The 24,653-nt window shown below is 72.7% G+C and carries 22 protein-coding genes and 7 tRNA genes; 11 read left to right on the top strand and 18 right to left on the bottom strand.

The genetic code is table 11. The features are described from left to right. Positions 1-27 precede the first annotated feature (27 nt). Positions 28-1,461 (bottom strand): HRDC domain-containing protein, encoded by a 1,434-nt coding sequence (locus tag ACFVQ3_RS14115; RefSeq protein WP_387640107.1) that lies wholly within the window; start codon positions 1,459-1,461, stop codon positions 28-30. After that, on the bottom strand, positions 1,458-2,051 hold the full coding sequence (locus ACFVQ3_RS14110) for a DUF3000 domain-containing protein (protein WP_387640104.1): 594 nt from the start codon (positions 2,049-2,051) through the stop codon (positions 1,458-1,460). Before ACFVQ3_RS14110 ends, ACFVQ3_RS14115 begins: the two co-directional genes overlap by 4 nt. A 178-nt stretch (positions 2,052-2,229) precedes the next feature. Here ACFVQ3_RS14110 and gndA point away from each other — a divergent pair, with 178 nt between their 5' ends. From gndA to ACFVQ3_RS14095, 3 genes are read left to right on the top strand one after another with little or no spacing between them, the layout of a single operon-like run. Beyond that, positions 2,230-3,675, top strand: coding sequence for an NADP-dependent phosphogluconate dehydrogenase (gene gndA / locus ACFVQ3_RS14105; protein WP_387640102.1), 1,446 nt, complete (start codon positions 2,230-2,232; stop codon positions 3,673-3,675). Next, positions 3,672-4,928 carry a carboxylate--amine ligase gene (locus ACFVQ3_RS14100; RefSeq protein ID WP_387640099.1) on the top strand — a complete coding sequence of 419 codons (1,257 nt, stop codon included), beginning with the start codon at positions 3,672-3,674 and terminating at the stop codon, positions 4,926-4,928. The genes gndA and ACFVQ3_RS14100 overlap by 4 nt, the downstream gene beginning before the upstream one ends. Beyond that, entirely contained in the window at positions 4,925-5,716 is a 792-nt protein-coding gene (locus tag ACFVQ3_RS14095; protein ID WP_387640096.1) for an aspartate/glutamate racemase family protein, read from the top strand. The genes ACFVQ3_RS14100 and ACFVQ3_RS14095 overlap by 4 nt, the downstream gene beginning before the upstream one ends. Positions 5,717-5,864: 148 nt before the next feature. On the opposite strand, the gene ACFVQ3_RS14090 is transcribed toward ACFVQ3_RS14095, so the two are convergent. After that, a complete protein-coding gene (locus ACFVQ3_RS14090) occupies positions 5,865-6,350 on the bottom strand; it encodes a hypothetical protein (protein WP_030153462.1) in 486 nt (161 codons plus the stop codon). A gap of 22 nt (positions 6,351-6,372) precedes the next feature. Next, entirely contained in the window at positions 6,373-7,311 is a 939-nt protein-coding gene (locus ACFVQ3_RS14085) for a dihydrofolate reductase family protein (RefSeq protein ID WP_387640092.1), read from the bottom strand. A 33-nt stretch (positions 7,312-7,344) separates the two neighbouring features. Here ACFVQ3_RS14085 and zapE point away from each other — a divergent pair, with 33 nt between their 5' ends. Continuing rightward, complete coding sequence (zapE, locus tag ACFVQ3_RS14080; protein ID WP_387640089.1) at positions 7,345-8,472, top strand: cell division protein ZapE; 1,128 nt, start codon at positions 7,345-7,347, stop codon at positions 8,470-8,472. Here the strand turns inward: zapE and ACFVQ3_RS14075 are convergent. The 3 genes from ACFVQ3_RS14075 to glgX are packed head-to-tail and all read right to left on the bottom strand — an operon-like array spanning position 8,450 to position 13,381. Continuing rightward, positions 8,450-9,400: a polyphosphate kinase 2 family protein gene (locus ACFVQ3_RS14075; protein ID WP_387640086.1), complete on the bottom strand. Its 951-nt coding sequence runs from the start codon at positions 9,398-9,400 to the stop codon at positions 8,450-8,452. The two genes, zapE and ACFVQ3_RS14075, sit on opposite strands and share 23 nt — an antisense overlap. A gap of 13 nt (positions 9,401-9,413) precedes the next feature. After that, a complete protein-coding gene (locus ACFVQ3_RS14070; protein ID WP_387640083.1) occupies positions 9,414-11,120 on the bottom strand; it encodes a hypothetical protein in 1,707 nt (568 codons plus the stop codon). Next, a complete protein-coding gene (gene glgX, locus ACFVQ3_RS14065; protein WP_387640080.1) occupies positions 11,117-13,381 on the bottom strand; it encodes a glycogen debranching protein GlgX in 2,265 nt (754 codons plus the stop codon). The genes ACFVQ3_RS14070 and glgX overlap by 4 nt, the downstream gene beginning before the upstream one ends. A gap of 303 nt (positions 13,382-13,684) precedes the next feature. Here glgX and ACFVQ3_RS14060 point away from each other — a divergent pair, with 303 nt between their 5' ends. Then, positions 13,685-13,918, top strand: coding sequence for a hypothetical protein (locus tag ACFVQ3_RS14060; RefSeq protein ID WP_030153475.1), 234 nt, complete (start codon positions 13,685-13,687; stop codon positions 13,916-13,918). A 72-nt stretch (positions 13,919-13,990) separates the two neighbouring features. Here the strand turns inward: ACFVQ3_RS14060 and ACFVQ3_RS14055 are convergent, their stop codons facing one another. From ACFVQ3_RS14055 to ACFVQ3_RS14015, 9 genes are all read right to left on the bottom strand, one after another. Continuing rightward, positions 13,991-14,293, bottom strand: a complete 303-nt coding sequence (locus tag ACFVQ3_RS14055; RefSeq protein ID WP_387640077.1) for a hypothetical protein — start codon at positions 14,291-14,293, stop codon at positions 13,991-13,993. A 37-nt stretch (positions 14,294-14,330) separates the two neighbouring features. Further along, on the bottom strand, positions 14,331-14,654 hold the full coding sequence (locus tag ACFVQ3_RS14050) for a DUF2277 domain-containing protein (protein WP_030153480.1): 324 nt from the start codon (positions 14,652-14,654) through the stop codon (positions 14,331-14,333). Positions 14,655-14,775: 121 nt separating this feature from the next. Next, positions 14,776-15,756 (bottom strand): hypothetical protein, encoded by a 981-nt coding sequence (locus ACFVQ3_RS14045; protein WP_387640075.1) that lies wholly within the window; start codon positions 15,754-15,756, stop codon positions 14,776-14,778. Between the two features lie 383 nt (positions 15,757-16,139). Further along, a tRNA-Val gene (locus tag ACFVQ3_RS14040) sits at positions 16,140-16,214 on the bottom strand. Between the two features lie 47 nt (positions 16,215-16,261). After that, positions 16,262-16,332, bottom strand: a tRNA-Cys gene (locus ACFVQ3_RS14035). A 33-nt stretch (positions 16,333-16,365) separates the two neighbouring features. After that, positions 16,366-16,437: transfer RNA gene (locus ACFVQ3_RS14030), tRNA-Gly, on the bottom strand. Between the two features lie 521 nt (positions 16,438-16,958). Further along, positions 16,959-17,033 (bottom strand) — tRNA-Val (locus tag ACFVQ3_RS14025). A 47-nt stretch (positions 17,034-17,080) separates the two neighbouring features. Further along, a tRNA-Cys gene (locus ACFVQ3_RS14020) sits at positions 17,081-17,151 on the bottom strand. Positions 17,152-17,184: 33 nt separating this feature from the next. Further along, positions 17,185-17,256, bottom strand: a tRNA-Gly gene (locus ACFVQ3_RS14015). Positions 17,257-17,550: 294 nt separating this feature from the next. On the opposite strand from ACFVQ3_RS14015, the gene ACFVQ3_RS14010 reads away from it, so the two are divergent. From ACFVQ3_RS14010 to ACFVQ3_RS14000, 3 genes are all read left to right on the top strand, one after another. After that, entirely contained in the window at positions 17,551-18,702 is a 1,152-nt protein-coding gene (locus tag ACFVQ3_RS14010; protein ID WP_387640072.1) for a chorismate-binding protein, read from the top strand. A 4-nt stretch (positions 18,703-18,706) separates the two neighbouring features. After that, the gene (locus ACFVQ3_RS14005; RefSeq protein WP_387640070.1) at positions 18,707-19,576 is read left to right on the top strand and encodes an aminotransferase class IV; all 870 of its coding nucleotides are present in this window, start codon (positions 18,707-18,709) and stop codon (positions 19,574-19,576) included. A gap of 243 nt (positions 19,577-19,819) precedes the next feature. Next, positions 19,820-19,891 (top strand) — tRNA-Val (locus ACFVQ3_RS14000). 160 nt (positions 19,892-20,051) lie between these two features. Here ACFVQ3_RS14000 and ACFVQ3_RS13995 read toward each other — a convergent pair. Next, complete coding sequence (locus ACFVQ3_RS13995) at positions 20,052-21,497, bottom strand: MATE family efflux transporter (protein ID WP_387640068.1); 1,446 nt, start codon at positions 21,495-21,497, stop codon at positions 20,052-20,054. Positions 21,498-21,586: 89 nt separating this feature from the next. Then, a complete protein-coding gene (locus ACFVQ3_RS13990; protein WP_387640066.1) occupies positions 21,587-22,033 on the bottom strand; it encodes a MarR family winged helix-turn-helix transcriptional regulator in 447 nt (148 codons plus the stop codon). A 244-nt stretch (positions 22,034-22,277) separates the two neighbouring features. On the opposite strand from ACFVQ3_RS13990, the gene ACFVQ3_RS13985 reads away from it, so the two are divergent. From ACFVQ3_RS13985 to ACFVQ3_RS13975, 3 genes are read left to right on the top strand one after another with little or no spacing between them, the layout of a single operon-like run. Beyond that, a complete protein-coding gene (locus tag ACFVQ3_RS13985) occupies positions 22,278-23,468 on the top strand; it encodes a serine hydrolase domain-containing protein (protein WP_387640064.1) in 1,191 nt (396 codons plus the stop codon). A 55-nt stretch (positions 23,469-23,523) separates the two neighbouring features. Then, on the top strand, positions 23,524-24,036 hold the full coding sequence (locus tag ACFVQ3_RS13980; RefSeq protein ID WP_387640062.1) for a LytTR family DNA-binding domain-containing protein: 513 nt from the start codon (positions 23,524-23,526) through the stop codon (positions 24,034-24,036). 10 nt (positions 24,037-24,046) lie between these two features. Further along, positions 24,047-24,526: a hypothetical protein gene (locus ACFVQ3_RS13975; protein ID WP_387640059.1), complete on the top strand. Its 480-nt coding sequence runs from the start codon at positions 24,047-24,049 to the stop codon at positions 24,524-24,526. Positions 24,527-24,653 lie beyond the last annotated feature (127 nt).

Genomic DNA, 24,653 nt, shown 5'->3' with positions numbered 1-24,653 from the left:
GTCCGGGCTCCCGGGTCCGGGCCGGGATCAGTCGGTGCCCGGGCGGCTCAGGTCGCCGCCGTCCTCCGAGCGCGTGGCGGGCCCGGCGTCCGTCGCGGGTGCAGGGCGCGGGACCGACCCGGGGTCGGCGAGGGCCGCAGCGAGAGGCTCGGCCACGAGGCCGACCTGCCATTCGCGAGCACCGCGCCCGCGCAGGAACTGCGCGACGTGCTCGGAGTCCAGGGGCGAGGGCGGCGTCCAGCACACGCGACGCAGCGCGTCGGGCTGCAGGAGGTTCTCGAGCGGGACGTCGTGCTCGTCCGAGAGACGCTGGACCACGGCGCGTGCCGCGTCCAGGCGACGGGCTGCCTCGGGGTCGCGCTCGGCCCAGGCACGCGGGGGCGGCGGTGCGTCGCTGCGGGGCCCCCGCGAGCTGGGCAGCGCGTCCTGCGGCAGCGCCAGGGCCTTGTCGATCGCCTGCTGCCACGACGCCGCGCGGCGGGCCGTGTTGCGTCCCGAGAACGCGGGCAGCCTGACGAGCTCCGGCACCGAGCGCGGCATGGCCTGTGCGGCCGCGACGATCGCGCGGTCGGGCAGCACCCGCCCTGGGGCGATGTCCCGACGACGGGCGTTCTCGTCGCGCGCCTCCCACAGGCTGCGCACGACCGCGAGGCTGCGCGGGTTGCGCAGCGCGTGCACGCCCGACGTGCGGCGCCACGGCTCCTCGCGGGGCGGCGGCGGGGGAGCGGTGCGCACGGCCTCGAACTCCTGCGCCGCCCACTCGGCCTTGCCCTGCTCCTCGAGCCGCTCGCCCAGGATCTTGCGCAGCGGGATGAGCACCTCGACGTCGAGCGCGGCGTAGCGCAGCCAGTCCACGGGCAGCGGGCGGGTGGACCAGTCCGCGGCCGAGTGCTCCTTGGCGAGGCCGAGGCCCAGGACCTCCGCGATGACCGCGGCCAGCCCCACGCGCTCCATGCCCAGCAGACGGGCCGCGAGCTCGGTGTCGAAGATGCGGGCGGGGAACAGGTTCTGCTCGGCGAAGCCGGGCAGGTCCTGCGAGGCCGCGTGCAGGATCCACTCGGCGTCGCCGACGGCCTCGCGCAGCGGCGAGAGGTCGGGGACCCCGATCGGGTCGATCAGCGCGGTGCCGGCACCCTCGCGGCGCACCTGGACGAGGTAGGTGCGCTGGCCGTACCGGTAGCCGGAGGCGCGCTCGGCGTCGGCCGCGACGGGACCCGACGCGGCGGCGAACGCCGCGACGACCTCGGCGAAGGCCTCGGGGGTGTCGATCACGGGGCCGACGCCGTCGGCGGGCTCGGTGAGCGGGATCACCGACGGTGCGAGAGGCGCCGAGGGCGCGTCCGACGACGAGGGCGCGTCGGGCGCGTCCTGCGCGCCGACCGGCTCCGGGACGGACGCCGCGCGGGCACCGCCGCGGCCGTCGGGCGCGTGCGAGAACGAGGGGGTGTGGGCCGAGCTCATGGACCCACGGTATTGCGTCGCGAGCGCAACGGCGTCACGCCGTCCGGGAGCGGCGGCAGGCCCGCGGCCTGGCACAGCAGCGTGGACCAGGCGTCCAGGTGAGGTCCGAGGTCGGTCGAGCGGGGCGTCCACGACGCCCGGATCTCGAGGTCGACGCCGTTCGCCTGGCCTGCCAGGGCGCCGAAGCTCTCGGACAGGACCCGGGTCACGGTGCCCCCCTCGGCGAGCGCGTCGACGCCCGCGTGGTCGAGAGCCTCCTCGAGCCAGGTCCAGGCGACCTCGCCGAGGAGCGGGTCGGTGGCCTGCTCGGGGTCGAGCGTCGCACGCACGAGGGTCACGACGCGGAACGTCCCGTGCCAGGACTCCTGGCCCGCCGGGTCGTGCAGCACGATGAAGCGCCCGCTCGCGAGCGGCTCGCCCGCGGCGTCGGTACCGTCGACCTCGCCCGTGAGGGCCAGGGCGAACGGGGCGATGCGGCTCGGCGCCGTGACCTCGCGCAGCCGGACCTCGGGGCGCACCCGACGGCGGCCGATCGACTCCAGGGCACGCAGGAAGTCCGGCGGTGCCTGTGGTTCTCCGGACTTGATCACAGCGGCACAGTACGAGCAGATGTCCACATCCTGGAGGCAAGGCGCGCGGAGGAGATCGAATCGTGATCGCCGGACTAGGCTGTCCTGAGTGTCCGCCGGCGCGTGTCGCCGGCTCGTCTCGCCGGCGTCCGGGACTCCTGCTCGCCGGTGCCCGCACCTACCCCGAGGAGCACAGCAGATGTCAGCCCGCGCACAGATCGGCGTCACCGGACTCGCGGTCATGGGCCGCAACCTGGCCCGCAACTTCGCCCGTCACGGCTACACGACCGCGGTGCACAACCGCTCCTTCGCCAAGACGCAGTCGCTCGTCGCGGACCACGGCAGCGACGGCGATTTCATCCCCTCCGAGTCGATGGCGGACTTCGTCGCCTCGCTCGAGCGCCCCCGCAAGGTCGTCGTCATGGTCAAGGCCGGCGCCGCGACCGACGCCGTGATCGCCGAGCTCGTCCCGCTCCTCGAGCAGGGCGACATCATCATCGACGCGGGCAACGCGCACTTCCCCGACACGCGCCGTCGCGAGGCCGAGCTCAAGGAGAAGGGCCTGCACTACGTGGGCACCGGTGTCTCGGGCGGCGAGGAGGGCGCGCTCAACGGTCCGAGCATCATGCCCGGCGGCGCCCCCGAGTCCTACGAGACCCTCGGCCCGATCCTCGAGGACATCTCCGCCAAGGTCGACGGCGTGCCCTGCTGCACGTACGTCGGTCCGGACGGCGCTGGCCACTTCGTCAAGATGGTGCACAACGGCATCGAGTACGCCGACATGCAGCTCATCGCCGAGGCGTACGACCTCCTGAAGCAGGGCCTCGGCGCCTCCGCGCAGGAGATCGGCGAGATCTTCGCGGAGTGGAACAAGGGCGACCTCGAGTCGTTCCTCATCGAGATCACGGCCGACGTGCTCCAGCACGTCGACGCCGAGACCGGCAAGGCCTTCGTCGACGTCATCCTCGACCGCGCCGAGCAGAAGGGCACGGGCCGCTGGACGGTCCAGAACGCCCTCGACCTGGGCGTCCCGATCACGGGGATCGCCGAGGCGACGTTCGCCCGTGCGCTGTCGGGCTCGGTGCCCCAGCGCACCGCTGCCGTGGGCGTGCTGCCCGCCGACGCCGGCACGTGGGAGATCACGGACCGCGACGCGTTCGTCGAGGACGTGCGTCGCGCGCTGTACTCCTCGAAGGTCGTGGCGTACTCGCAGGGCTTCGACCAGATCGCGGCGGCGTCCCAGGAGTTCGGCTGGAACATCGACCGCGGGGCCATGGCCCGCATCTGGCGGGGCGGCTGCATCATCCGGGCCCGCTTCCTCAACCGCATCACCGAGGCGTACGAGCGCGACGAGAACCTCCCGCTGCTGCTCGCCGACCCGTACTTCACGCAGACCGTCGGCGAGGGCGTCTCGTCCTGGCGCCGGGTCGTGTCGCAGGCCGCGCTCAACGGCGTCCCGACGCCCGCGTTCTCGTCCTCGCTCGCGTACTACGACGGTGTCCGTGCGGAGCGCCTGCCCGCCGCGCTGATCCAGGCGCAGCGCGACTTCTTCGGGGCGCACACGTACCAGCGCGTGGACAAGCCCGGTGTGTTCCACACCGAGTGGTCCGGTGACCGCAGCGAGAGCGCTGAAGGCGACGCGTGAGCCGAGGGGTGACCCGGCCGGCCGTGGTGCACCCCATCATCCTCGGGGGTGATGCGGGTGCCTACAGCCTGGCCCGCGCTTTTCACGAGGCGTACGGCGTGCACAGCACGGTCGTCTCGATCGTCTCGACGCGGAACATGCGGTACTCGCAGATCCTGACGAACGTCATCGAGCCCCGGCTCGACGACCCGGAGGTCATGGTCGCCACGATCCGTCGGCTCGCGGCGCAAGCCACGGCCCCGGTCATGGTCGTCACGTGCACCGACTGGTACGTCCGCGCGCTCTCCGAGCAGCGGGCCAAGATCGAGGACGTCGCGGTCGTGCCGTACACGAGCGTGGACCTGCTGGACCGCGTCATGGACAAGCAGCGCTTCTCCGAGCTGTGCCACGAGCTGGGGGTCCCGCACCCCCGCACGGTCGTGCGCCGCGGGGGCGAGCAGGTCGGCGAGCTCGGCCTGCGGTTCCCGATCGTGGCCAAGCCGGGGGACAACGTGGCCTACCACCACACGTCCTTCGCCGGGAAGCAGAAGGTGCACCACCTCACGGACGTCTCGCAGCTCGAGTGGCTGCTGCGGGCGGCGGGCGAGGCGGGGTACCGCGAGCCGTTCATCATCCAGGAGTTCGTCCCGGGCAACGACTCGCAGATGCAGATCATGACGACGTTCTCGGCGCAGGACGGCACCGTGCGCATGGCGCACGGCGGTCGTGTCCTCATCGAGGAGCACACCCCGGGGACGCTGGGCAACCCGGCGGCCATCCTCACCGAGGTGCTCCCGCAGGTCGAGGCCGACGCGCGTCGGCTCGTCGAGCACCTGGGGTGGACGGGGTTCGCGAACTTCGACATCAAGGTGGACCCGCGCGACGGTCGGGCGCACTTCTTCGAGCTCAACCCGCGCACGGGGCGGTCGAACTACTACCTCACCGCGAGCGGCATCAACCCGGTCACGTACTGGGTGGGGGAGCACCTGCAGCAGGGGCGCACCCCGGACCCCCGGCGCGTCCCGATCCTCTACCGGATCGTGCCCGGCCCGCTCCTGAAGAAGTACCTCCCGAGCATGAGCGACCCCACGGTCGCGAGCCGGCTCAAGAAGGTGCGTCGCGTGGCGCACCCGCTCAAGTACAGCCGGGACCGCGACCCGCGGCGCTCGCTGTGGGTCTGGCTGTCGGAGCTCAAGCAGTACAAGAAGTTCGCGCAGTTCTACCCGGTCTCGGCCGCCCAGGCGGCCGCGCACCGGCAGGGCGGCGGGGCGTGACGCAGCCCGGCGAGCCGTCGACGCTCGCGGGGGAGGCGCCGTCGGGCCCGACGGCGCCGCTCCCCACCCCGGTGACCCCGGCCCCGGTCGGGGTCATCGGGGGCGTCGGGCCGCTCGCGACCGCGTACTTCCTGCAGCTCGTCGTCCAGCTCACGCAGGCCGAGCGGGACCAGGACCACCTGGACATGGTCGTGCTCAACCACGCGACCATCCCGGACCGCACGGCGTTCATCCTGGGCCGCTCGGCCGAGGACCCCGCGCCGGTCCTGGCGAACGACGCGCGGCGGCTCGAACGCTTCGGGGTGTCGTTCCTCGTGATGCCGTGCAACACGGCGCACTACTTCACCCAGCAGGTCATCGACTCGACGAGCGTGCCGCTCCTGTCGATCATCGACGTGACGGTCGCCGCGGTGCGCGAGCGGCAGCCGGGGCTCACCCAGGTGGGGCTCCTCGCGACCGAGGGGACCGCGACGTCGGGCGTCTACCAGGATGCGTTCGCAGCCGTGGGCATCGAGACGCTGCTCCCGGACGCCGCGGACCAGGCGGTCGTCAACACGATCATCTATGACCAGGTCAAGGCGGGTCAGCCCGTCGACATCGACGCGCTGCACGGGGTCGCGCAGCGGCTCCAGGCGCGGGGAGCCGGAGAGATCGTGCTCGGCTGCACCGAGCTCTCGGTCGTCGCGGCGGACCACGCGCTGCTCGACGACCCGGTGTTCGTGGACTCGATGGACCAGCTCGCGCGGGCCACGATCCGTCGCGCGGGGCACCGCGTGCGCGAGGGCTGAGCGCACGCACGACGGTCGGACCGGGCGCGCGCCCGGCGCGACGTTCGCACGACGGCGCGACGCCGGCGTGACGACGAGAGGGTGGGACGCCGGTGCGTCCCACCCTCTCGTGCGTCGTGCGTCGTGCGTCGTGTCCGGGGGCCCGGCGTCAGCCCAGCTCGCTCGTGCCCGAATACAGGTGCAGCACGGGCACGTGCAGCTCTTCGCGCGCCCGCGAGGCCCAGTCCTGGTGGAACGTGTCCTCGACCGCGTGCGGGTAGGTGACGATCGCGATCTCGCGGACGTCGCCGGCCGCGACGGCGGCGCGCAGCGCGGGCAGCGGGTCGTCCTCGGTCACTGCACCCTCGGCCTCGCGGCCGGCGGCGCGCAGCTCGGCGACGCTCGCGTCGAGCCGCTCCTGCGCGGTGGCCGTGGCCTGCGCGTGCGAGGGCTCCTTGCCGAGCACCTCGTCCCACGCCTCCTTGAGCTCTCCCACGCTGAGGTGGTCGATGATCGCGGAGACGACGTTGCGCTCGGTGTCGGCGGGCACGAGGACCCGGTAGGCGAGGGTCTCGTCGGGGTGGAGGGACAGGATGTGCTCCACGTCCACGGCGGCGAGGGTGTCTTCGGTCAGGACGAGGATGGTGTCGGTCACGGGACCAGACTAGCGACCGTCGTCACCGCAGCGCCCATCGGGCGACCAGCGTGCCGTCGGCGTGCAGGAGGTGGGCCAGGCGCGGGTGCACGACCGGGGCGCTCGCGGCGGGTCCGTCCGGGGTCCCGGTCTCCCGCTCGGTGCGGGCGCCGGCGGGCAGCGGCGGCAGCCCGCCCACGATGCGCCCCGGCCCGGGGCCCACGAGCACGGGAGTCGTCGTGACGCACAGCTCGTCGAGCAGGTCGCGGGCCAGGAGGTCGGCGAGCAGGTGGGGGCCGCCCTCGCACAGCACCCGCTCGAGGCCGCGGTCGGCCAGTGCGGCGAGCCCGGCACGCAGGTCGGGTCCGGGCGTGGGCGAGGGGAGGTCCCGCGCGGTGAGCGGCGCACCGGGGGGAGCGGCGTCGTCGGGCCCGACGACGAGGATCCGGTCCGCCGGCACGCTCGCCCGCGCGACGCTCGCCCCGTGCTCGCCCGTGACGACGAACGGCGGGCGGTCGCCCCCGGCGAGCGAGGCGGGCAGGTGCCCGCTGCGCGTGACGACCGCGAGCTCGAGCGGCCCGCGACCCGCCCGCAGGCGCTCGAGGCCGCGCGGGACGTCGAGCGCGGTGTAGCCCTCGGCGCGGGCCGTGCCCGCCCCGACGAGCACGACGTCCGCCAGGGCGCGCAGCACGCGGAAGACACGCCAGTCGGCAGCGTCGTTGATCGTGCCCGAGCGGTGGTCGGGGCCCCACGCGCCGCCGTCGACGCTCGCGACCATGTTCGCGCGCACGTGCGGGCCGGGCGGCGACGCGTAGAACGCCGCCAGCGCCTCCTCGTCGGGCGCAGGCTCCAGGCGGGTCCCCGCGAGGTGGCCCGAGCCTCCCGGGCCGAGCAGGACGTCCAGGGCCGGCAGCGCAGGGGTCCGAGGACCCGGGGACGGCGGCGGGGGCGGGGGCGTGGTGACGTCCGACACAGCACTCATCCCGCCAGGCTAGTGCGCGTAGGCTGGATCCTCGTGACTGCTGCGCCTCCCGATCTCGCCGGGAACACGTCCGACTCCACGACCCCGCCGCGCGTGCGTGCCCTCGCCGACATCCGGCCGGTCGTGCCCCCCACGCGCCTGCTCGCGGACCTCGTGCCGCCGCGGCACTTCGCGGACGCCCGCTTCTCGACGTACCGGTCGAACCCGGCCTTCCCGAGCCAGGGGTCGACGGTCGCGCGCCTCGAGGAGGTCGGCGCGCAGCTCGCGCCCGGCAAGGCGCGGCGTGGACTGTTCGCCAAGCGCAAGGCGGCGCCCGCGATCTACATGGACGGCGGGTTCGGCGTCGGCAAGACGCACCTGCTGACCTCCCTGGCCCACGCGGTGGGCCCCGACGCGGCCTACGGGACGTTCGTCGAGTACACCAACCTCGTGGGCGCACTGGGCTTCCAGGCCACCGTCGACGCGCTCGCGACCAAGCGCCTGGTCTGCATCGACGAGTTCGAGCTCGACGACCCGGGCGACACGGTCCTCATGTCCCGGCTCCTGCGCGAGCTCGCCGACCGCGGGGTCGCGCTCGCCGCGACGTCCAACACGCTGCCCGGGTCGCTGGGGGAGGGGCGCTTCGCGGCCGAGGACTTCCTGCGCGAGATCCAGGCCATGGCCGCGCGCTTCGAGGTCATGCGCGTCGACGGCGAGGACTACCGCCACCGCGCGGTCGTGACCGAGACGCAGCCACTGCCCGCCGACGTCGTGGCGAGCGTCGCCGCGGCCCACCCGGGCGCGACGCTCGACTCGCTCGACGAGGTCCTCGACCACCTGCGCGGCGTCCACCCGAGCAGGTACGGCGCGATGCTCGACGACGTCACGCTCGTCGCGCTCACGGGCGTGCACCCCGTCACGGAGCAGTCGGCCGCGCTGCGGCTCGTCGTCCTGGTCGACCGCCTGTACGACCGGGACGTCCCGGTGCTGCTCGCGGACGCCGCCGTGGGGGCTGACGGCGGCGTTGGCGCCCAGGCCGGGACGAGCGGGGCGACGGTCTCCTCGCTGTTCACCGAGGAGATGCTGCGCGGGGGCTACCGCAAGAAGTACTTCCGGGCGCTGTCGCGCCTGGGCTCGCTCGCCGAGGACGGCCGCGTGCTCACGAGGACTCCAACCGCCTGAGCTCGGTCGCGACGTCGAAGTCGGCGGGCGGCCACCCCAGGTCCAGGCGGCGCAGCGCGTCGAGCACGAGCTCGGAGACCGCGATCCGGGCGAACCACTTGGCGTCCGCCGGGACCACGTGCCAGGGCGCCACCTCGGTGTTCGTGCGCTCGATCGCGACCTGGTACGCCTCCTGGTACGCGGGCCACTTCCGGCGCGCGTCGATGTCCCCCGGGTTGTACTTCCAATGCTTCTCGGGGCGCTCCAGCCGCTCGCGCAGGCGGGCCTTCTGCTCGTCGAGGGACACGAAGAGCGCGACCTTCACGACCGTCGTGCCGGCGTCGACGAGCTCGGCCTCGAACGCGTTGATCTGGTCGTAGCGCGCCTCCCAGACCTCGGGCGGGACGAGCCCGTCGACCCGGGCCACGAGCACGTCCTCGTAGTGCGAGCGGTCGAAGACGCCGAGGTAGCCGGGATCCGGGAGCGCGCGGCGGACGCGCCACAGGAAGTCGTGCTCGAGCTCCTCGGCCGTGGGCACCCCGAAAGACGTGTGCTGGACGCCCTGCGGGTCCACCAGCCCGACCACGTGCCGCACGATGCCGCCCTTGCCGGCGGTGTCCATGCCCTGCAGGACGAGCAGGACGGAGCGGTTCCCGCCGCTGCGTCCCTCGGCGAACAGCCGCTCCTGCAGCTCGGAGAGCTCGTCGGCGTGCGCGTCGAGGAGCCGTTCGGCCTGCTTGCGTCCCTGCGACCACCCGGGCGTGGCGGCCCGGTCGAACGTCGCGAGGTCGAAGCCTCGGGGGGCGCGCAGCGCCTCGACGGGCGGCTCGTCCCAGTCGAGCGCCCCCTTGCCGCCGGCCTTGCCCCGTGCGCGACGCGACGCCGGGTCCCCGAGGTCCTCGTCGGAGGGCCGGGCCGGTGCGGTGGAGCCGGACGAGTGCTTTCCCATGCGGCGAGACTAGTCAGCGAGAGGTGAGGACGACAGCGGAACGGGCTCCGACGTGCACGGAGGACCCGCTCGGCGTCGCCGCGGGAGCGCTCGATGCGTCGCCCGGGCCTCCCTGGAGCCCGCCCGTGCTGCTCGCCTCGGGCGGCGGCCACTGCGCGGTCACGCGCCACGCGCGACGCGAGGCGGGCAGGAGCGTGGTGCGGGGCTGCGACCCGATGTTGACCGCCGTGACCAGCCGGCCGCGCTGCACCAGGACGACCCCGCTCGGGCCGCGGTGCACCAGGCGGGGCGTGTCGTCGGGGACCGTGCGACGCAGCGCCAGGAGGGTGCTCCACCACGTGTGCAGGGGGCCGGAGACGGGGAGCACGAGGCGAGGCACGAACGCCGAGGCGAGGACGAGGGCCGCGGCGAGGGCTCGGGCGTCGTCGCCGCCCTCGGCGGTCGTTTCGGTGATGCCCCCGGCCTCCCTGGCTCCTCCGGCTCCTCCGGCCGTGCAGGCGGCCGGGGCCAGGCCGATCATGATGCGGTCGGCGTCCGGGACCGTCAGGAGCCGGCTCAGGGCACCGAACCACGCGGGATCCGTCGCGCGAGAGCTCCTGAGCAGCTCGTGGAACGCGTCCTCGACCTCGTGGACCCAGACCTGGCTCAGTCCGCGCCCACCCTGCTCGGCAGGCACGAGGAGGCGCGGGTCCTGCGTGTCGCACTCGCCCACGAGGCGGACCGGACGGTGGTGAGCCGTCGTCGCGGCGTCGGCGGTGCGCGCGACCTCGACCAGCACGTGGACCGGCGAGGCGTCCGCCAGGTCCTGGACCCGGGCGATGCGCAGGGCGTCGACGTGGAAGTCGTCGAACCACCGCTTGGCGCTCGACGTGATCCAGTCGTGGACCTCGCGGCTGCCCGCACGGTCGAGGTTGATCCTGCGGCCGCTCGGCAGGTCGACAGGTGGCGGGGCGGGCTCCTCGGACGTCGCAGGGTTCGCGAGGTAGCCGGTCAGCGCGGGCCGCAGCCGCGTGCGCTGGGGCGAGAGATAGGGCGCGAACGACTGCAGGAAGACCGCGCCCGGGGCAGCGCGGTGGTAGGCCACGCCCAGCGAGACGCCGAGCCCCCGGGCGTGGGCGGCGTCGACGAAGCGTTGCAGTGCCCGGGGCCCGCCGAACTCCTCGCACACGGTGTACAGGTGCGGGCACACGACCCCCGCGACCGATCCGATCGTGTGGAGCTCGACGACCGCGACCCCCAGCTCGACGAGCTCGTCGAACCGGGCGGCGGCGGCGTCGAGGCTGCCCTCCGGGGTGAACGTCGCGACGTCGATCTCGAGGACCGCACCCTGGGCCGGCGGGCCGGCCCACGCAGCGTCCGTCCAGGCGAAGTCCGGGTCGAACGAACGGCTCCATCCCAGGAGGCCGTGCGGCTGGCGGGGGCTGCGTGGATCGGGCAGCGGGCGCCCGCCGTCGACGGAGAAGGCGTAGTCGGTGCCGGGAGCCAGGTCGTCGTCGGCGCTCCACCAGCCCGGGAGGTCCATCCCGACCAGGCGCAGGGGGCGCCGCTCGGTCCGGTCGCCCGCGGGGACGTGGTCGTCCGGGGTGACGCCGGGCGCGCGGGGGAGGACGACCTCGAGCGTGCGAGCCTGCGGTGCCCAGACGACCGGGCGGGGGCCGGGGACCGTGAGCGTCGGAGCGGGGTCGGGCGGCTTGGTGATGTTGCGGTAGCGCGCCGTCATGCGGCATGCACCTCGCCGACCTCCCGGACCAGCAGGACCGTGGCGAACGACGCGACGGTGATCCGCTCGTGCGCGGCGTGCACGGACGGCTCGGGCTCGCCGGGGGACTCGGTGCGCACGAGCGTGCGCCACCGCTCGCCGTACGCGGCCTCGGGCAGCGTGAAGTCGAGCGGGGAGTCCGAGGCGTTGAGCAGCAGCAGGAACGAGTCGTCGACGATGGGCTCGCCACGGCGGTCGCGCTCGGGCAGGTCGTCGCCGCCCAGGAAGACCATGACGGACCGTGCGTAGCCCTGGTTCCAGTCGGTCGTGTCCATGCGGCTGCCCGAGATGTCGAACCAGTCGATGTCCGGGATCTCGCCCTCGGGCGTGCCGGCCGGGCCCTGGAAGAAACGGCGGCGGTGCAGCAGGGGGTGCGCCCGCCGGATCCCGACCATGCGCCGGGCGAACGCCAGGAGGTCGCTGCGCTCGTCGTCGAGCCCGTCGGGCCCGCCCCAGTCCATCCAGGTGATCTCGTTGTCCTGGCAGTAGCCGTTGTTGTTGCCGTGCTGCGTGCGCCCGATCTCGTCCCCGTGCGAGAGCATCGGGACGCCCTGGGACAGGAGCAGCGTCGCGAGGAAGTTGCGGCGTTGGCGACCCCGCAGCGCGCGGACCTCGGGGTCGTCGGTGGGCCCCTCGACGCCGCAGTTCCACGACCGGTTGTGGTTCTCGCCGTCGGCGCCGCCCTCGCCGTTGGCCTCGTTGTGCTTCTCGTCGTAGGACACCAGGTCGGTGAGGGTGAACCCGTCGTGGGCCGTGACGAAGTTGATCGACGCGATGGGCTTGCGTCCCGTGTGCTCGTAGAGGTCGGAGGACCCCGTGAGGCGGCTCGCGAACTCGGGCAGCATCGCGGGCTCGCCGCGCCAGAAGTCGCGCACGGTGTCGCGGTACCTGCCGTTCCACTCGGTCCACAGGGGCGGGAAGCCGCCGACCTGGTAGCCGCCGTCGCCCAGGTCCCAGGGCTCGGCGATGAGCTTGACCTGGGACACGACCGGGTCCTGCTGGACGATGTCGAAGAACGCCGAGAGCCGGTCGACCTCGTGGAACTGGCGGGCGAGGGTCGCCGCGAGGTCGAAGCGGAACCCGTCGACGTGCATCTCGGTGACCCAGTAGCGCAGCGAGTCCATGATGAGCTGCAGCACGTGGGGCGAGCGCATGAGCAGGGAGTTGCCCGTGCCCGTCGTGTCGAAGTAGTGGGCCTCGTCGCCGTCGACCAGCCGGTAGTAGGCGGCGTTGTCGATCCCGCGGAACGACAGCGTGGGGCCCAGGTGGTTGCCCTCGGCCGTGTGGTTGTAGACGACGTCGAGGATGACCTCGATGTCGGCCTCGTGCAGCGCCTTGACCATGGCCTTGAACTCCATGACCTGCTGGCCGCGCGTGCCGTACGCGGTGTAGCCGTTGTGGGGCGCGAAGAAGCCGATGGTGTTGTAGCCCCAGTAGTTCGACAGGCCCTTGGCGACGAGCCCGGGGTCGTTGACGAACTGGTGGACGGGCATGAGCTCGACGGCCGTGACGCCGAGCGCCGTGAGGTGATCGATCACTGCCGGGTGCGCCATGCCCGCGTACGTGCCGCGGAGCTCGTCGGGCACGTCGGGGTGTCGCATCGTCATGCCGCGCACGTGCGCCTCGTAGATCACCGAGTCGTGGTAGTCGTGCTGGGGCGGGCGGTCGTGCCCCCAGTCGAAGAACGGGTTGACCACGACCGACGTCATGGTGTGCCCCAGCGAGTCCTCGGTGTTGGTCGGGGTCGTCGGCGCGGGCCGGGCGGGAGGCGCGTCCGGGGCGTCGTCCGGGCCCGGGCCGTCCGTCGCCGCGGCGTCGGTGGGCTGGCCGCCGGGGTGAGGGGCGCCGTCGGGCACCTCGCCGAAGCGGTACGAGAAGAGCGACTCGTCGCCGTCGACCTGCCCGTCGACAGCCTTGGCGTACGGGTCGACCAGCAGCTTCGACGGGTTGCACCGGTGTCCCGACGCGGGGTCGTACGGGCCGTGCACGCGGTAGCCGTACCGCGTCCCGGGGCCGAGACCGGGGAGGTACACGTGCCAGACGTGCGCGTCGACGTCCTCGAGGACGACCCGCGTCTCCAGGGGACGGCCGTGGTCGTCGGTCTCGTCGCCGATCAGGCACAGCTCGACCTTCTCGGCGACCTCGGAGAAGAGCGCGAAGTTGGTGCCCGTCCCGTCGAACGTCGCGCCCAACGGATACGGTCGCCCTGGCCAGGTCTGCATGGGTCGACCTTGTCATCCCGCGGGCGTGTTGTCGCCCACGGCACGCCTCGACGGGTGTGCGGGGGATCACGTCCCGGCGGACGAACCGGGAGGAACGGGCCCACGCCCAGGCCCGACGGCGGCGCTCGCCGCTGGCGGCCGCGTGCGGCGTGGCGGGGCACCGGTCCGGAGAGGTGAAATAGTGTGCCAAGCGCGGCGAACCCGGCGAGGTCGGCCGGACGGGCGGGTCACCGGCCCGGACGGGCCCAGGGGGAGTCGGCGCGGGATCGTGCAACGAGCCGTCGGACCTGCTAGACCGGAGGTATGAGCAGCACGAGCGAGCACCGCACGCCCGACGCGGTCGACCTGAACGAGAGCGACGTCTCGTCCGCACGCATCTCCCCGCGCACCCGCATCCGGCTCGAGGACGAGGCGGAGGCCGACGTCCGTGAGGGCGGCGACGCCTCGAAGGCCCCGCACTCCCTCTCCGAGGCGGAGCGCCAGCCGAGCGACGGCATGTCGAGCGGGCGGTCCTGGGACGACCCCGACGAGCTCTGACCCCACGACGGCGTCGCGGGTCGGTCCACGACACCTGACCCGTGAGACCTCCGGGCGACGGGGGAGGGTCGGTCAGTCGAGCGTGGGCAGCCGGTCCCGGTCGACCGCGACGAGCCGCGGCATGCCCGCCGGAGCGACCTTGCTCAGCGCGACGTAGCGCGCCTCGGCCCGGTGCAGCCGGATGTGCTCGTCGAGCGACCACTCAGGGCCGTTCGTCAGCTGCATCCCGCACGAGCAGTCGATCGTGACGAGCCCCTCGGCAGTGCGGCAGACCTGGCCGATGGTCACGTGAGAGGTGTGCGCCTCGGCCTTGGCGCGGCGCATCGAGGCGCTGACCGGCTCGGCGGTGACGGGTTCGTTGACGCGGGAGTCCACCCGACGAGCCTAGACGCTACCGGCCGGGCCGACGGAATCAGTGCTCGTGCGCCAGGCCCAGGGCGTGCGCGCGTTCGTGCTCCGCCTCGGCGGCCTCGCGGGCTGCGATCCGTGCGCGCACCTCGGCGCGGCGCAGCGGCGGGACCGTGCTCGGCGGTTGACGGCGGTCGGGCAGGTCCGCGAGGAGCCTCGTGACGGTCGCGGCGATCTCGGCGACCGCGGCGTCGATCGGGCCCCGGGTCGAGGCGCTGACGGTCTGGACGCCGGCGACCTTGCGGACGAACTGCAGCGCCGCGGCCTGGATCTCCTCGTCGGTCGCCGGGGGCTCGAGCCCGCGCAGGGCGGTGATGTTTCTGCACATGCTCCCGACGCTACGGGGCACCCGCCGGACCTTCAAGGGGTGGTGCGTCCCGCCGTCGGGCCGCCCGGGCCGCCGGTCCCTGGGGCCGCCCCGCACGGGACGGCCCCAGGCGTGCGCCGGACTACGCCGCCGGTGCGTGCTTGGTGATGAACTCGGTGATCGCCGTCTGCTCGGCCGCGACCGCGGCGAGGTCCGGCTTGAAGGGGCGGCCGTCGAAGTAGCGCGGCTGACTGCCCTCCGGGCCGTGACAGGCGTCGATCGACGTCCGCCACTTCTCGGCGTGCTCACGCCACTCGACACGGTCGACGAGCGCGGGCTCGGTGAACCAGACGTTCCACGTCAGCAGGTTGCCCGGTGCGAGGAGGTTCCCCGACGACAGGTTGAACACGTACATCACGAGCTGGTTGAAGTCGTCCACGAGGTCGTCACCCGTCAGGGCGACGGGCGCGATCTCCGCGGCCAGGTTCGCGACCGCCCAGGCCGTGTCGTCGTGCTGCGCGAACGCCGGGACCGGGAACCAGTCCGTCTGGCCCGAGCGCCCGGGGAGGACCGGATCGGACGGCTCGCCGTGCCGATGGATGGGCACCCGGATCGCGTGCCCCTTGTCGGCGGGGAACGGTCGACCCGTCGTCGAGAACAGGTCCCACAGGAGCTGCACGAGCGGGCTCTGCGCGGCGCTGGGGCTGAACCAGATCTTTCCCTCGACCGTCAGGTCGGCCGCGACCGTCCGGCTCGGCTCGTCGACCCACCCGCGCTGCCCCGTCACCGAGACCTCGATGTTGAGCGTCCCGAACGACGGCGAGCACGCGCCCTGCTGCGGGCAGATGACCGAGTGCACCCGTCCCGTGTCCGTGTACCCGACGCGCGAGATGTCCGGGGCGAACATCTGGTAGGCGCGGGAGTCCGGCGTCCCGGGAACCGTCTCCCAGCTGAACTCGGGCCACAGGACGGCCTGCTGACGATCGAGCAGGTCGATGTTCGCCAAGTTCTCGAGCAGCGGCAACGAGCTGAGATCGGGGTCCGGGTAGGCGAAGGCCGGGTTCGACTCGGCGAACCCGCCGACCCATCCGGGCGGGACGGGCGTGGTGCGGTCAGATGTCACGTTCTGCTCCTCGGTTGCTCGACTCGTCCGGGCGGCGCCCTGCCGGCCGGACCTGAGGACGGTGATCCCCAGGCAGTGCCCCCACGTGCGGCCGTGGATCACCGAGCGTGCCCTTCCCGGTGGGTGGCCCGCGCTCGGCGGTTCGGTGCTGCGGTGCTTCGGTGCTGGAGTCGTGCCCTGGCGTCGTCGACAGGGATGCTCCGCGTCACACCGTCCCACGGGTGGTCCCACGGCGCGCGGGGAGCGGGGCCGGGTCTCGGATGCTGGCGGGGCAGCGGCTCTGGAGAGGTTCGAGAGGGCTACCGGACGCAGGGCTGGACGGGCGCCCGGTGACGGTCGGGGAATGCAGAAAAGGCCGTCCCGGTGGGGGACGGCCTTCGTGGTGGTGGGCGATACTGGGATCGAACCAGTGACCTCTTCCGTGTCAGGGAAGCGCGCTACCGCTGCGCCAATCGCCCAGGGCTGGTCTGCGAGAGAACAGCGCAAGGGGTACTGCTGTGCTGAGAGGTGGAGATGGGATTCGAACCCACGTGCACGGCTTTGCAGGCCGCTGCCTCGCCTCTCGGCCACTCCACCAGGTCGAACCCGACAGGTCCGAAGACCTATCCGAGCGGACGACGGGATTCGAACCCGCGACCCTCACCTTGGCAAGGTGATGCTCTACCACTGAGCCACGTCCGCGCTACCGACCTCGGCCGGATCTCTCCGGCGTTTTTCGGCGCGTCACAGACTCTAGCCGACAGATGGGGCAAGAGTCCAAATAGCCCCAGGTGGGAGGGGGTGGAGAGTGTCGTTCGCGCGACCCGGGCCTCGCGGAGGGGGCGCGCGAGGGACCTTCCCGGTGGCTGGGTCGAGCTCACGCGGCGCCCGCTCCTGTGCGAGGCCGCCGCGGATGAGCAGGGAGTCGCGAGACGGGTGCTTGCGTCCGAGACGGGTCCTCGGGGCGGTGTCGCAGACACCCGTCTGGGACGCAACCACCCATCTCGCGTCGGGGCCCGCGGGGCGGCGTTTAGGCCCCACGTGGCCGAGGAGGGGCAGGGGGCGACGGGGCCCGGGGTCGACAGTGCCCGCCCGGGCGGGGTCCAGGGGTGGGGTGGGTCGAGGGACGGCCTGGGGTCCGGGAACGGCCAAGGTTCCAGGAGCGCCCGGTGACGGTCCGGGTATGCAGAAAAGGCCGTCCCGGTGGGGGACGGCCTTCGTGGTGGTGGGCGATACTGGGATCGAACCAGTGACCTCTTCCGTGTCAGGGAAGCGCGCTACCGCTGCGCCAATCGCCCAGGGCTGGTCTGCGAGAGAACAGCGCAAGGGGTACTGCTGTGCTGAGAGGTGGAGATGGGATTCGAACCCACGTGCACGGCTTTGCAGGCCGCTGCCTCGCCTCTCGGCCACTCCACCAGGTCGAACCCGACAGGTCCGAAGACCTATCCGAGCGGACGACGGGATTCGAACCCGCGACCCTCACCTTGGCAAGGTGATGCTCTACCACTGAGCCACGTCCGCGCTACCGACCTCGACCGGATCTCTCCGGCGTTTTTCGGCGCGTCACAGACTTTAGTGGACCGAAGCGCCGGGCGTCCAACCGGACAGGCCGCCCCTCAGGGATCGGTAGCGTTGTCACGTGCCAGCTCAGCGATGCCAGAACCCCAGGACCCGCGAAGTTCCGCGGCTTCCTGACGATCCGTCGACACGGGGCGGGTGGGGCGAATGAGGCGCGGGTCACGCTTCGGAGCCCTCCATGAAGGCGGTGGGCGGCAGGGGCCGAGGCCCTCTGACCTGCGCGGGGACCACGAGACCGTGCGCACGACGAGCACGGACCGGCCGACCGACCTCCCGGCAGACCCACCAGGGATCACCGAGGCCGGGTTCGCGTCGTTCGCCGGCCGCCACGGCGTCGGCGTCGTCGAGTGCATCGACCTCACGGTCGACTCCGCACGTCTCGCCGAGGGGCTCTGGTTCGTCGTCGCCGATTTCGAGGACCCGTCGCACGGCGGTCAGGCCCGTGCGTGGCGCTTCGCCCACCACGGACGGACCGAGGACGACCTCCCGACGGACGAGACGCCGTCGGGCGGGGAGAGTGCCTGGCGCGGGCCCGCGCCCGACGCCTGGCGCAGCTCGCTGTCCCGCGACGAGTACCAGGCCGCCGTGGCGGCCGTCCGCCACGCCGTGCACGAGGGCGACGTCTACCAGGCGAACATCTGCCGCGTGCTGACCGCCCCCCTGCCCGCCGGAGACCGTGAGCCCGACGCCCGTGCCCTCGCCCAGATCCTCGCCGCGGGCAACCCTGCGCCCTACGCGGGCGCGATCCACGTGCCCGTGGCGAGCGGGATCGAACCCGTGTGGGTCGTGACGGCGTCCCCCGAGCTCTTCCTGCGGCTCGAGGACGGTCTGCTGTCCTCGGGGCCCATCAAGGGCACCGCACCCACGGTCGACGGCCTGCGGGAGAAGGACCGCACCGAGAACGTCATGATCACCGACCTCGTGCGCAACGACCTGCAGCGCGTGAGCGAGCCGGGGTCGGTCGAGGTCACCGACCTCCTGGCCGTCGAGGCCCACCCGGGTCTCGTGCACCTGGTCTCGCGCGTGCAGGGGCGTGTCGCCGTCGACGACGGCGCGACGGGCGGCCTGTGGGGACAGGTGCTCGACGCCACGTTCCCGCCCGCATCCGTCTCGGGGGCGCCTAAGTCGTCGGCGCTGCGGATCATCCGCGAGCTCGAGCGCGGGCCCCGTGGCCCGTACTGCGGGGCCGTCGGCTGGGTCGACGGCGACACGGGCGAGGCCGAGCTCGCCGTCGGGATCCGGACCTTCTGGTGGTCGGACGACGAGCTGCGCTTCGGGACCGGTGCGGGCATCACGTGGGGGAGCGACCCCGCGGAGGAGTGGGCCGAGACCGAGCTCAAGGCCGCGCGGCTCGTCGCGCTCGCCTCGGGCGAGGCTGCGGCAGACTGAGGTCATGTCGATCTGGGTGTGGGTGGATGGGTCCTTCGTCGAGCCGCGGGAGCGTGCGCTGAGCGCGCTCGACCACGGCGTGACCGTCGGGGACGGGATCTTCGAGACGTGCGCCGTGTACGGCGGGCAGGCGTTCGCGCTGACCCGTCACCTGCGGCGCCTGGGACGGTCCGCGGCAGGCATGGGCCTGCCCGCCCCCGACGAGGCGCGCATCCGCGACGGCGTCGCGCAGGTCCTCGCTGCGGCCGGTGAGAGCGCGGGACGCCTGCGCATCACGGTCACGGGGGGCTTCGGTCCCATGGGGTCCGGGCGCGACGACGGCGAGGAGACCATCGTGATCGCCGCCGGGCCCGCGTCGCCCGGACCCACCTCGCGAGCCGTGCGCTCGCCCTGGGTGCGCAACGAGCGCTCGGCCGTGGCAGGTCTCAAGACGACCTCGTACGCCGAGAACGTCGTCGCGCTCGCCGACGCCGTCGCACGCGGGGGAGACGAGGCGATCCTCGCCAACACGGTCGGCGACCTGTGCGAGGGAACGGGTGCCAACGTGCTCGTCGAGGTTGGCGGCGAGCTCCTGACGCCCCCGCTGTCCTCTGGCTGCCTCGCGGGCATCACGCGCGAGCTCCTCCTGGAGTGGGCCGCCGAGGACGGGCTGCCCGTCCGCGAGGCGTCGCTCCCGTTCTCGGTCCTGGACCGGCTCGTCGCCTCAGGTCCCGACGGCGGAGCCTCCTCGGGCATGGGCCTCGCCCTCGCGGGGAGCGTGCGCAACATCCAGCCCGTGGTCTCGCTCGACGGCCTCGCCGTGCGCGCCGGGGAGCTGTCGCTCGCGGCGCGCGAGCTGTTCGACCGTCGCCGGCGGGAGCGCATGGACCCGTGAGGGTGAGGGGCTCGTGCGGCTCGTGGCCGCCTGGGCGGACGGTGCCCGGTCGGCCGGTCGCTCGTCTCCGGTGAGCGCGCGGGACGCCCGGGATCCGGCCGCCGCGAAGCCCGCGGCGCTACGCTGGAGGAGTCCCGTCGAGGCGGGCTGAGAGGTGGGCCTGGAGGCCAGTTCGCGATCTGGGTCGAAATACGGCTAATATCTTCCAGGACGCACGGCCCGACCGAAAGGTCGAGTCACAGCGGGCGATTGGCGCAGTGGTAGCGCGCTTCGTTCACACCGAAGAGGTCACTGGTTCGAACCCAGTATCGCCCACCGAAGGAGAAGGCCCCTGATCAGCGGAAACGCTGGTCGGGGGCCTTCTTCGTCGCTCGGCGTGCAACCTGCGCTCCGGGCCGTGGTCCGGCGCGGGTGAAGATGCCCTGCACCAGCATGGGGCTCGCGTCCCGTGGCGTGCAGCGCCAGGGCCTCGTGCTCAGGCTGCGGCCGGTTCGGGCGAGCGCTGAGCGCCCTCTGCGTCACCCTCGGCGAGCCCGCGATCGATCGCTCGACGAGACACGAGCCACATCACGACGGCGACGAGGAGCACCGCCGACTCGGAGACGGTCAGCGACCAGACGATGCCCGATAGCCCGAACCACAGGTTTCCGAGGATCACGATCGGGATGAAGAGGACGCCCTGCGCCGTCGAGATCACGATCGCGGGCGTAGCCCGCCCCGTGGCCTGGAAGAGCGAGGTGAGGAGCCCGGTGAAACCGTTCATGACCATCGCGACGAGCTGAGCCGTGAGGATCGTGACACCGATCGTGAGCATCGACGGGTCGGCCGAGAAGGCCGAGAACAGCGGCTCGCGGAAGGCGAGCGCGGTCGCCGCCGAGATCAGGGAGATGCCGCCCACCGCGAGCGCCGAGACGCGCAGGGCCGAGAGGAGACGGCTCCGGTCGCCCTTGCCGTAGGCGTAGGCGAGGAGCGGGAGGACACCGAGCGTGACGCCCATGACGAGGAACTCGGGCACCTGGGCGATGCGCACCGCGACGCCCATGGCCCCGAGCGCGCTGTCGCCGTAGGCGACGGCGAGGTTGTTGAGCACCAGGGACGTGACGATCAGGAAGGACGCCTGGAGCAGCTCGCTCACTCCGACGCCGAAGACGGGCCGGAGCACGGCGGGGGAGAGTGTGAACCACCGGGGAGCGAGGCTCACGTGCTCGCTGTTGCGGTGCAGCCAGCGGGCGAAGTAGGCGACGAGTCCGAGGTTCGACAGCCCCATCGCGAGGGCTGCGCCGGCGACGCCCTGGTGCAGCACGAGGATGAGCACGACGTCGAGGACGACGTTCGCGATCGTGGAGCCGATGAGCCCGATCATCACCTGACGCGCGGCGCCCTCGGCCCGCACGAGCTGCTCGAGGCAGAACGCCGCGGTCAGCACCGGGACGAAGGCGAGCATGACACCCACGTAGGCGTTCGTCGCGGGCGCGGCGGCGGCGTCCGCGCCCAGCAGCGACACGAGGGGGTGCAGCAGGAGCAGCCCGAGGCCGCCGAACGCTGCTCCGGCGATCACGGCCCCCCAGAGGGCGAACGACGAGACGTGCTTGATCTCGCCGGCCTCTGCGGGGTCGCGTTCCGACGCGCCGAGCATCCGGGAGACGAGTGCGCCGCCGCCGACGCCGAACACTCCGCCGATCGCCATGACGAGACCGAGCAACGGCGTGCCGAGAGTGATCGCGGCGAGGAGCGCGCTGTCGTGCAGCGAGCCGACGAAACCGGCGTTGACGACGTTGTAGACGGCGCCGACGATCATCGCAGCCGCCATGGGCACGCACAGGTGCACCAGGGCGCGGACGACGGGCGCGGAGGCGAGGTACCAGTGGTTGGTGCCGACGTCGTCCGTCATCACCGTGGGGTCGAGGGTGCTGGAGCTCATGACGGCTCCTTTCGGGCAGGTTCGAGCGCGCGTCGGCGGACGCCGACGCGGCGAGGTGCGTTGATCGGTGAGGGGCGGTGCCCTCGTGGCTACGAGCGGGTGGGTTGCGGCAGCTCGGCGGTGATCTTCGTGAGGAGGGCGAGCAGGGTGGTCCGCTCCTCGGGGGTCAAGGGGGCGAGGATCGTCTCGTCGGCCTCGGCCATCGCGACGTCGAAGCCGGCGATGAGCTCGGTCCCCGCCGGTGTGGCGAAGACGCGCTTGCGGCGTTCGTCACCGCTCTGCGTGCGGCGCTCGATCAGACCGCGACGCTCGAGCCCCTGCAGGAGGCTCGAGACGCTCGCCGCGCTCGTCCGGCTGACCTCGGCGATGTCGCGCTGGATCGCACCGGGGTTCTGCACCAGGTATCCGAGCACGAAGGCCTGCTCGTGGCTGAGATCGCGCTCGCGGATCCAGTCCTCGCCGACCTTGCGCTGTGCCCAGCCGATCCAACGGACCAGCTCGAGGCTGCTGGTGAACCTGACTCCCTGTTCGCTCATGCTTAGAACACTAATGGTTTGATCTCTAACCGTCAACCATCGAACTGATGATCCTTGCTGGTGCGCTCACCTCGTCGTGGACGCCAGGCGACAAGTGCGGTTCACCCGTCCGCTGCGACCACTCGGCCCTCCTCCGCGACCTCTCGGCCCGAACCGGTTCCCTGCCGCCCGGGACCCTCCGTACGTTCGCCGTGTCACCGAGCGCTCCACCGGGAACGCGCGACGAGCACACGAGGGAGACGACATGAGACGGCGCGGGAAGATCGCCTGGGGGATCACGGGAGGCGTCACGGCAGTGCTCCTGGTGGGAGCCGGGGCGCTGGCCTACGCGAACCGCCCGCTGTCGCGTGCGCAGGTCGACCAGGCCCTGGAGGAACGTCTGCGCGATGCCGTCGCGGACGACCCGACGCTGTCGAGCGCGCTGCTCACCGTGTACTCGGCGCCGGACGACCGCCTGCTGCAGTACGCGGTCGGCACCGAGCGGGCGGGCAGCGACGTCCCCGCGCGGACCGACAGCAGGTACCACTCGGCGAGCGTGGGCAAGACGATGCTCGCGACGGTCTACGGGCAGCTCGTCGACGAGGGGGCGCTCACGTTCGACGACCCGGTCGCGACGTGGCTCGACGCCGAGACCCTCGCCGGCCTGTTCGTCGTCGACGGGACCGACCACGCGTCCGAGGTGACGATCGTGCAGCTCCTGTCGCACACGTCGGGCGTCGCGGACTACTTCGAAGGCCCCGTGACGTCGGGCACGCCGGTCCTGGAGCAGGTCTCCGTCGACCCCGACCACCTGTTCACACCCCAGGAGCTGCTCGCGTTCTCGCGGGACCACCAGGAGCCGGTCGGCCCCCCGGGCGGGACGTTCGCCTACTCCGACACGGGCTACCTGCTCCTGGGGCTCGCGCTCGAGCGGATCGAGGGTGCGCCCTACGCGCAGGTCCTCGACGAGCGCCTCTTCGCCCCGCTCGGCATGGCCGACAGCCGTCTCCTGACAGAGTTCGGCGAGGGTGCGGACATCCTGTCCCTGACGGCCGACGGCGTCGACATCAGTCGGCGGAACGCGCTCTCGGTCGACTGGGCGGGCGGGGGAGTGGTGACCACGATGGACGACCTGCTGCTCTTCCTGCGAGCGCTCATGGGCGGCGACCTCGTCTCGGACGGGGTGCTCGCGGCGATGACGACCTTCGAGCACGACGTCGACAAGGGCATCGGCTACGGGATGGGCACGATGCAGTTCCGCTTCGCGGAGCTCTCGCCGCTCCTGTTCGCGATGTCCGACGTGCACGGCGCGGTCGGCGCCACGGGCACGTACGCGCTGTACGATCCGAGCGGCGACACGTACTACATCGCGAACTACGGCTCGCTCGACCACCGTCAGAAGGCGATCGAGGAGCTGGTGCAGGTCCGGCTGCTGGTCGACCGCCTGCGGGACTAGTCGGACCACGACGGGACGAGGGCGATCCATGGTGCAGCTGGTCTGCTCGCCGGCGGTGGCAGAGCGACTCCGTCGAGAGCTCGCCGCCGTCGGGATCCCCGTGGACGACGACGGGTGGGCCCTCGTCGAGAGCGGCTTCGACGTCCCTGCGGGCAGGCCCGCCGTGGTCTTCGAGCCGCTCGACCACGTCGAGGTCGTCCGGGTGCTCGCGACAGGGCTGCGCGAGGGGTCCACGGGCCCGCCCCGGGTGCTCACGGGGCAGAGCGGGACGTCGTTCACGCTCATCTCTCCGCGAGAGGTGCGCTACTTCGAGGCCGCAGCCGACGGGATCGTCGCGTGCACCGCCACCGGGCGCTACCGCGTGCGCGAGACGCTGGCGCACTACGAGTCGGCCTGGGCCGGGCTGGGCTTCCTCCGCGTGAACAAGTCGCAGCTCGCGAACCTCCTGCACGTGACCGAGATCGTTCCGTGGTTCAACTCGCGCTACGTGCTCCGGCTGACCGGCGGCGCCGAGCTCGAGGTGTCCAAGACCTACGCCAAGCACCTGCGCAGCGCGCTGAAGATGTGAGGAGGAACGCATGAACTACCGGAACGTCGTGAGCTCGTTCTTCCTCGGCCTGGGGATCGGCGTCGTCGTGATCCTGGCGAGCGCCGGCGCGGGGGACCCGTGGCTGTGGGTGCTGACGGTGCTGGCGAGCGGTGGCATCGGGCTGCTGGTGGGGCTGGTCACCGAGTGGCTCACGTCGCTGCTGCCGATCCGCCTCGCCCGTCCCCGCACCTACTTCCTCCTCAACGGCCTCATCGCGCTCGTGACGACGGCCGCGATCATGCTGGGCCTCGCGGCCCTGGCCGCCGGGACGGGCCTCGGGGCCGGACCGGAGGACGGTGCGCAGGACTGGTGGCCCGTCGTCGGACTGGTGCTGGCGATCGTCGTCGTCGCGAACGTCGCCGACTACCTCGTGTTCCGCTGGACGAGGGCGCGGCTGCGCACGGTGCAGGCGTCTCTCGACCAGGCTTCCCGCGACCAGGCGTCGGCCGAGCAGCCCGAGGCGGACTGACCCGCCTCGCGCGGCGCGCGAGACGCACCGACAGCCCGGACCTGCCGTGGCTCTGAGCGCGACGACGGCCCCGGGGTGCGACGACATCCCGTCCACGACGACGGCGCCCCACCCGGTCGTTCGACCG

It is taken from the genome of Oerskovia sp. NPDC057915 (genome assembly GCF_042887685.1).
Lineage (GTDB): Bacteria > Actinomycetota > Actinomycetes > Actinomycetales > Cellulomonadaceae > Oerskovia.
This window is presented reverse-complemented; position numbering and strand designations above follow the sequence as displayed.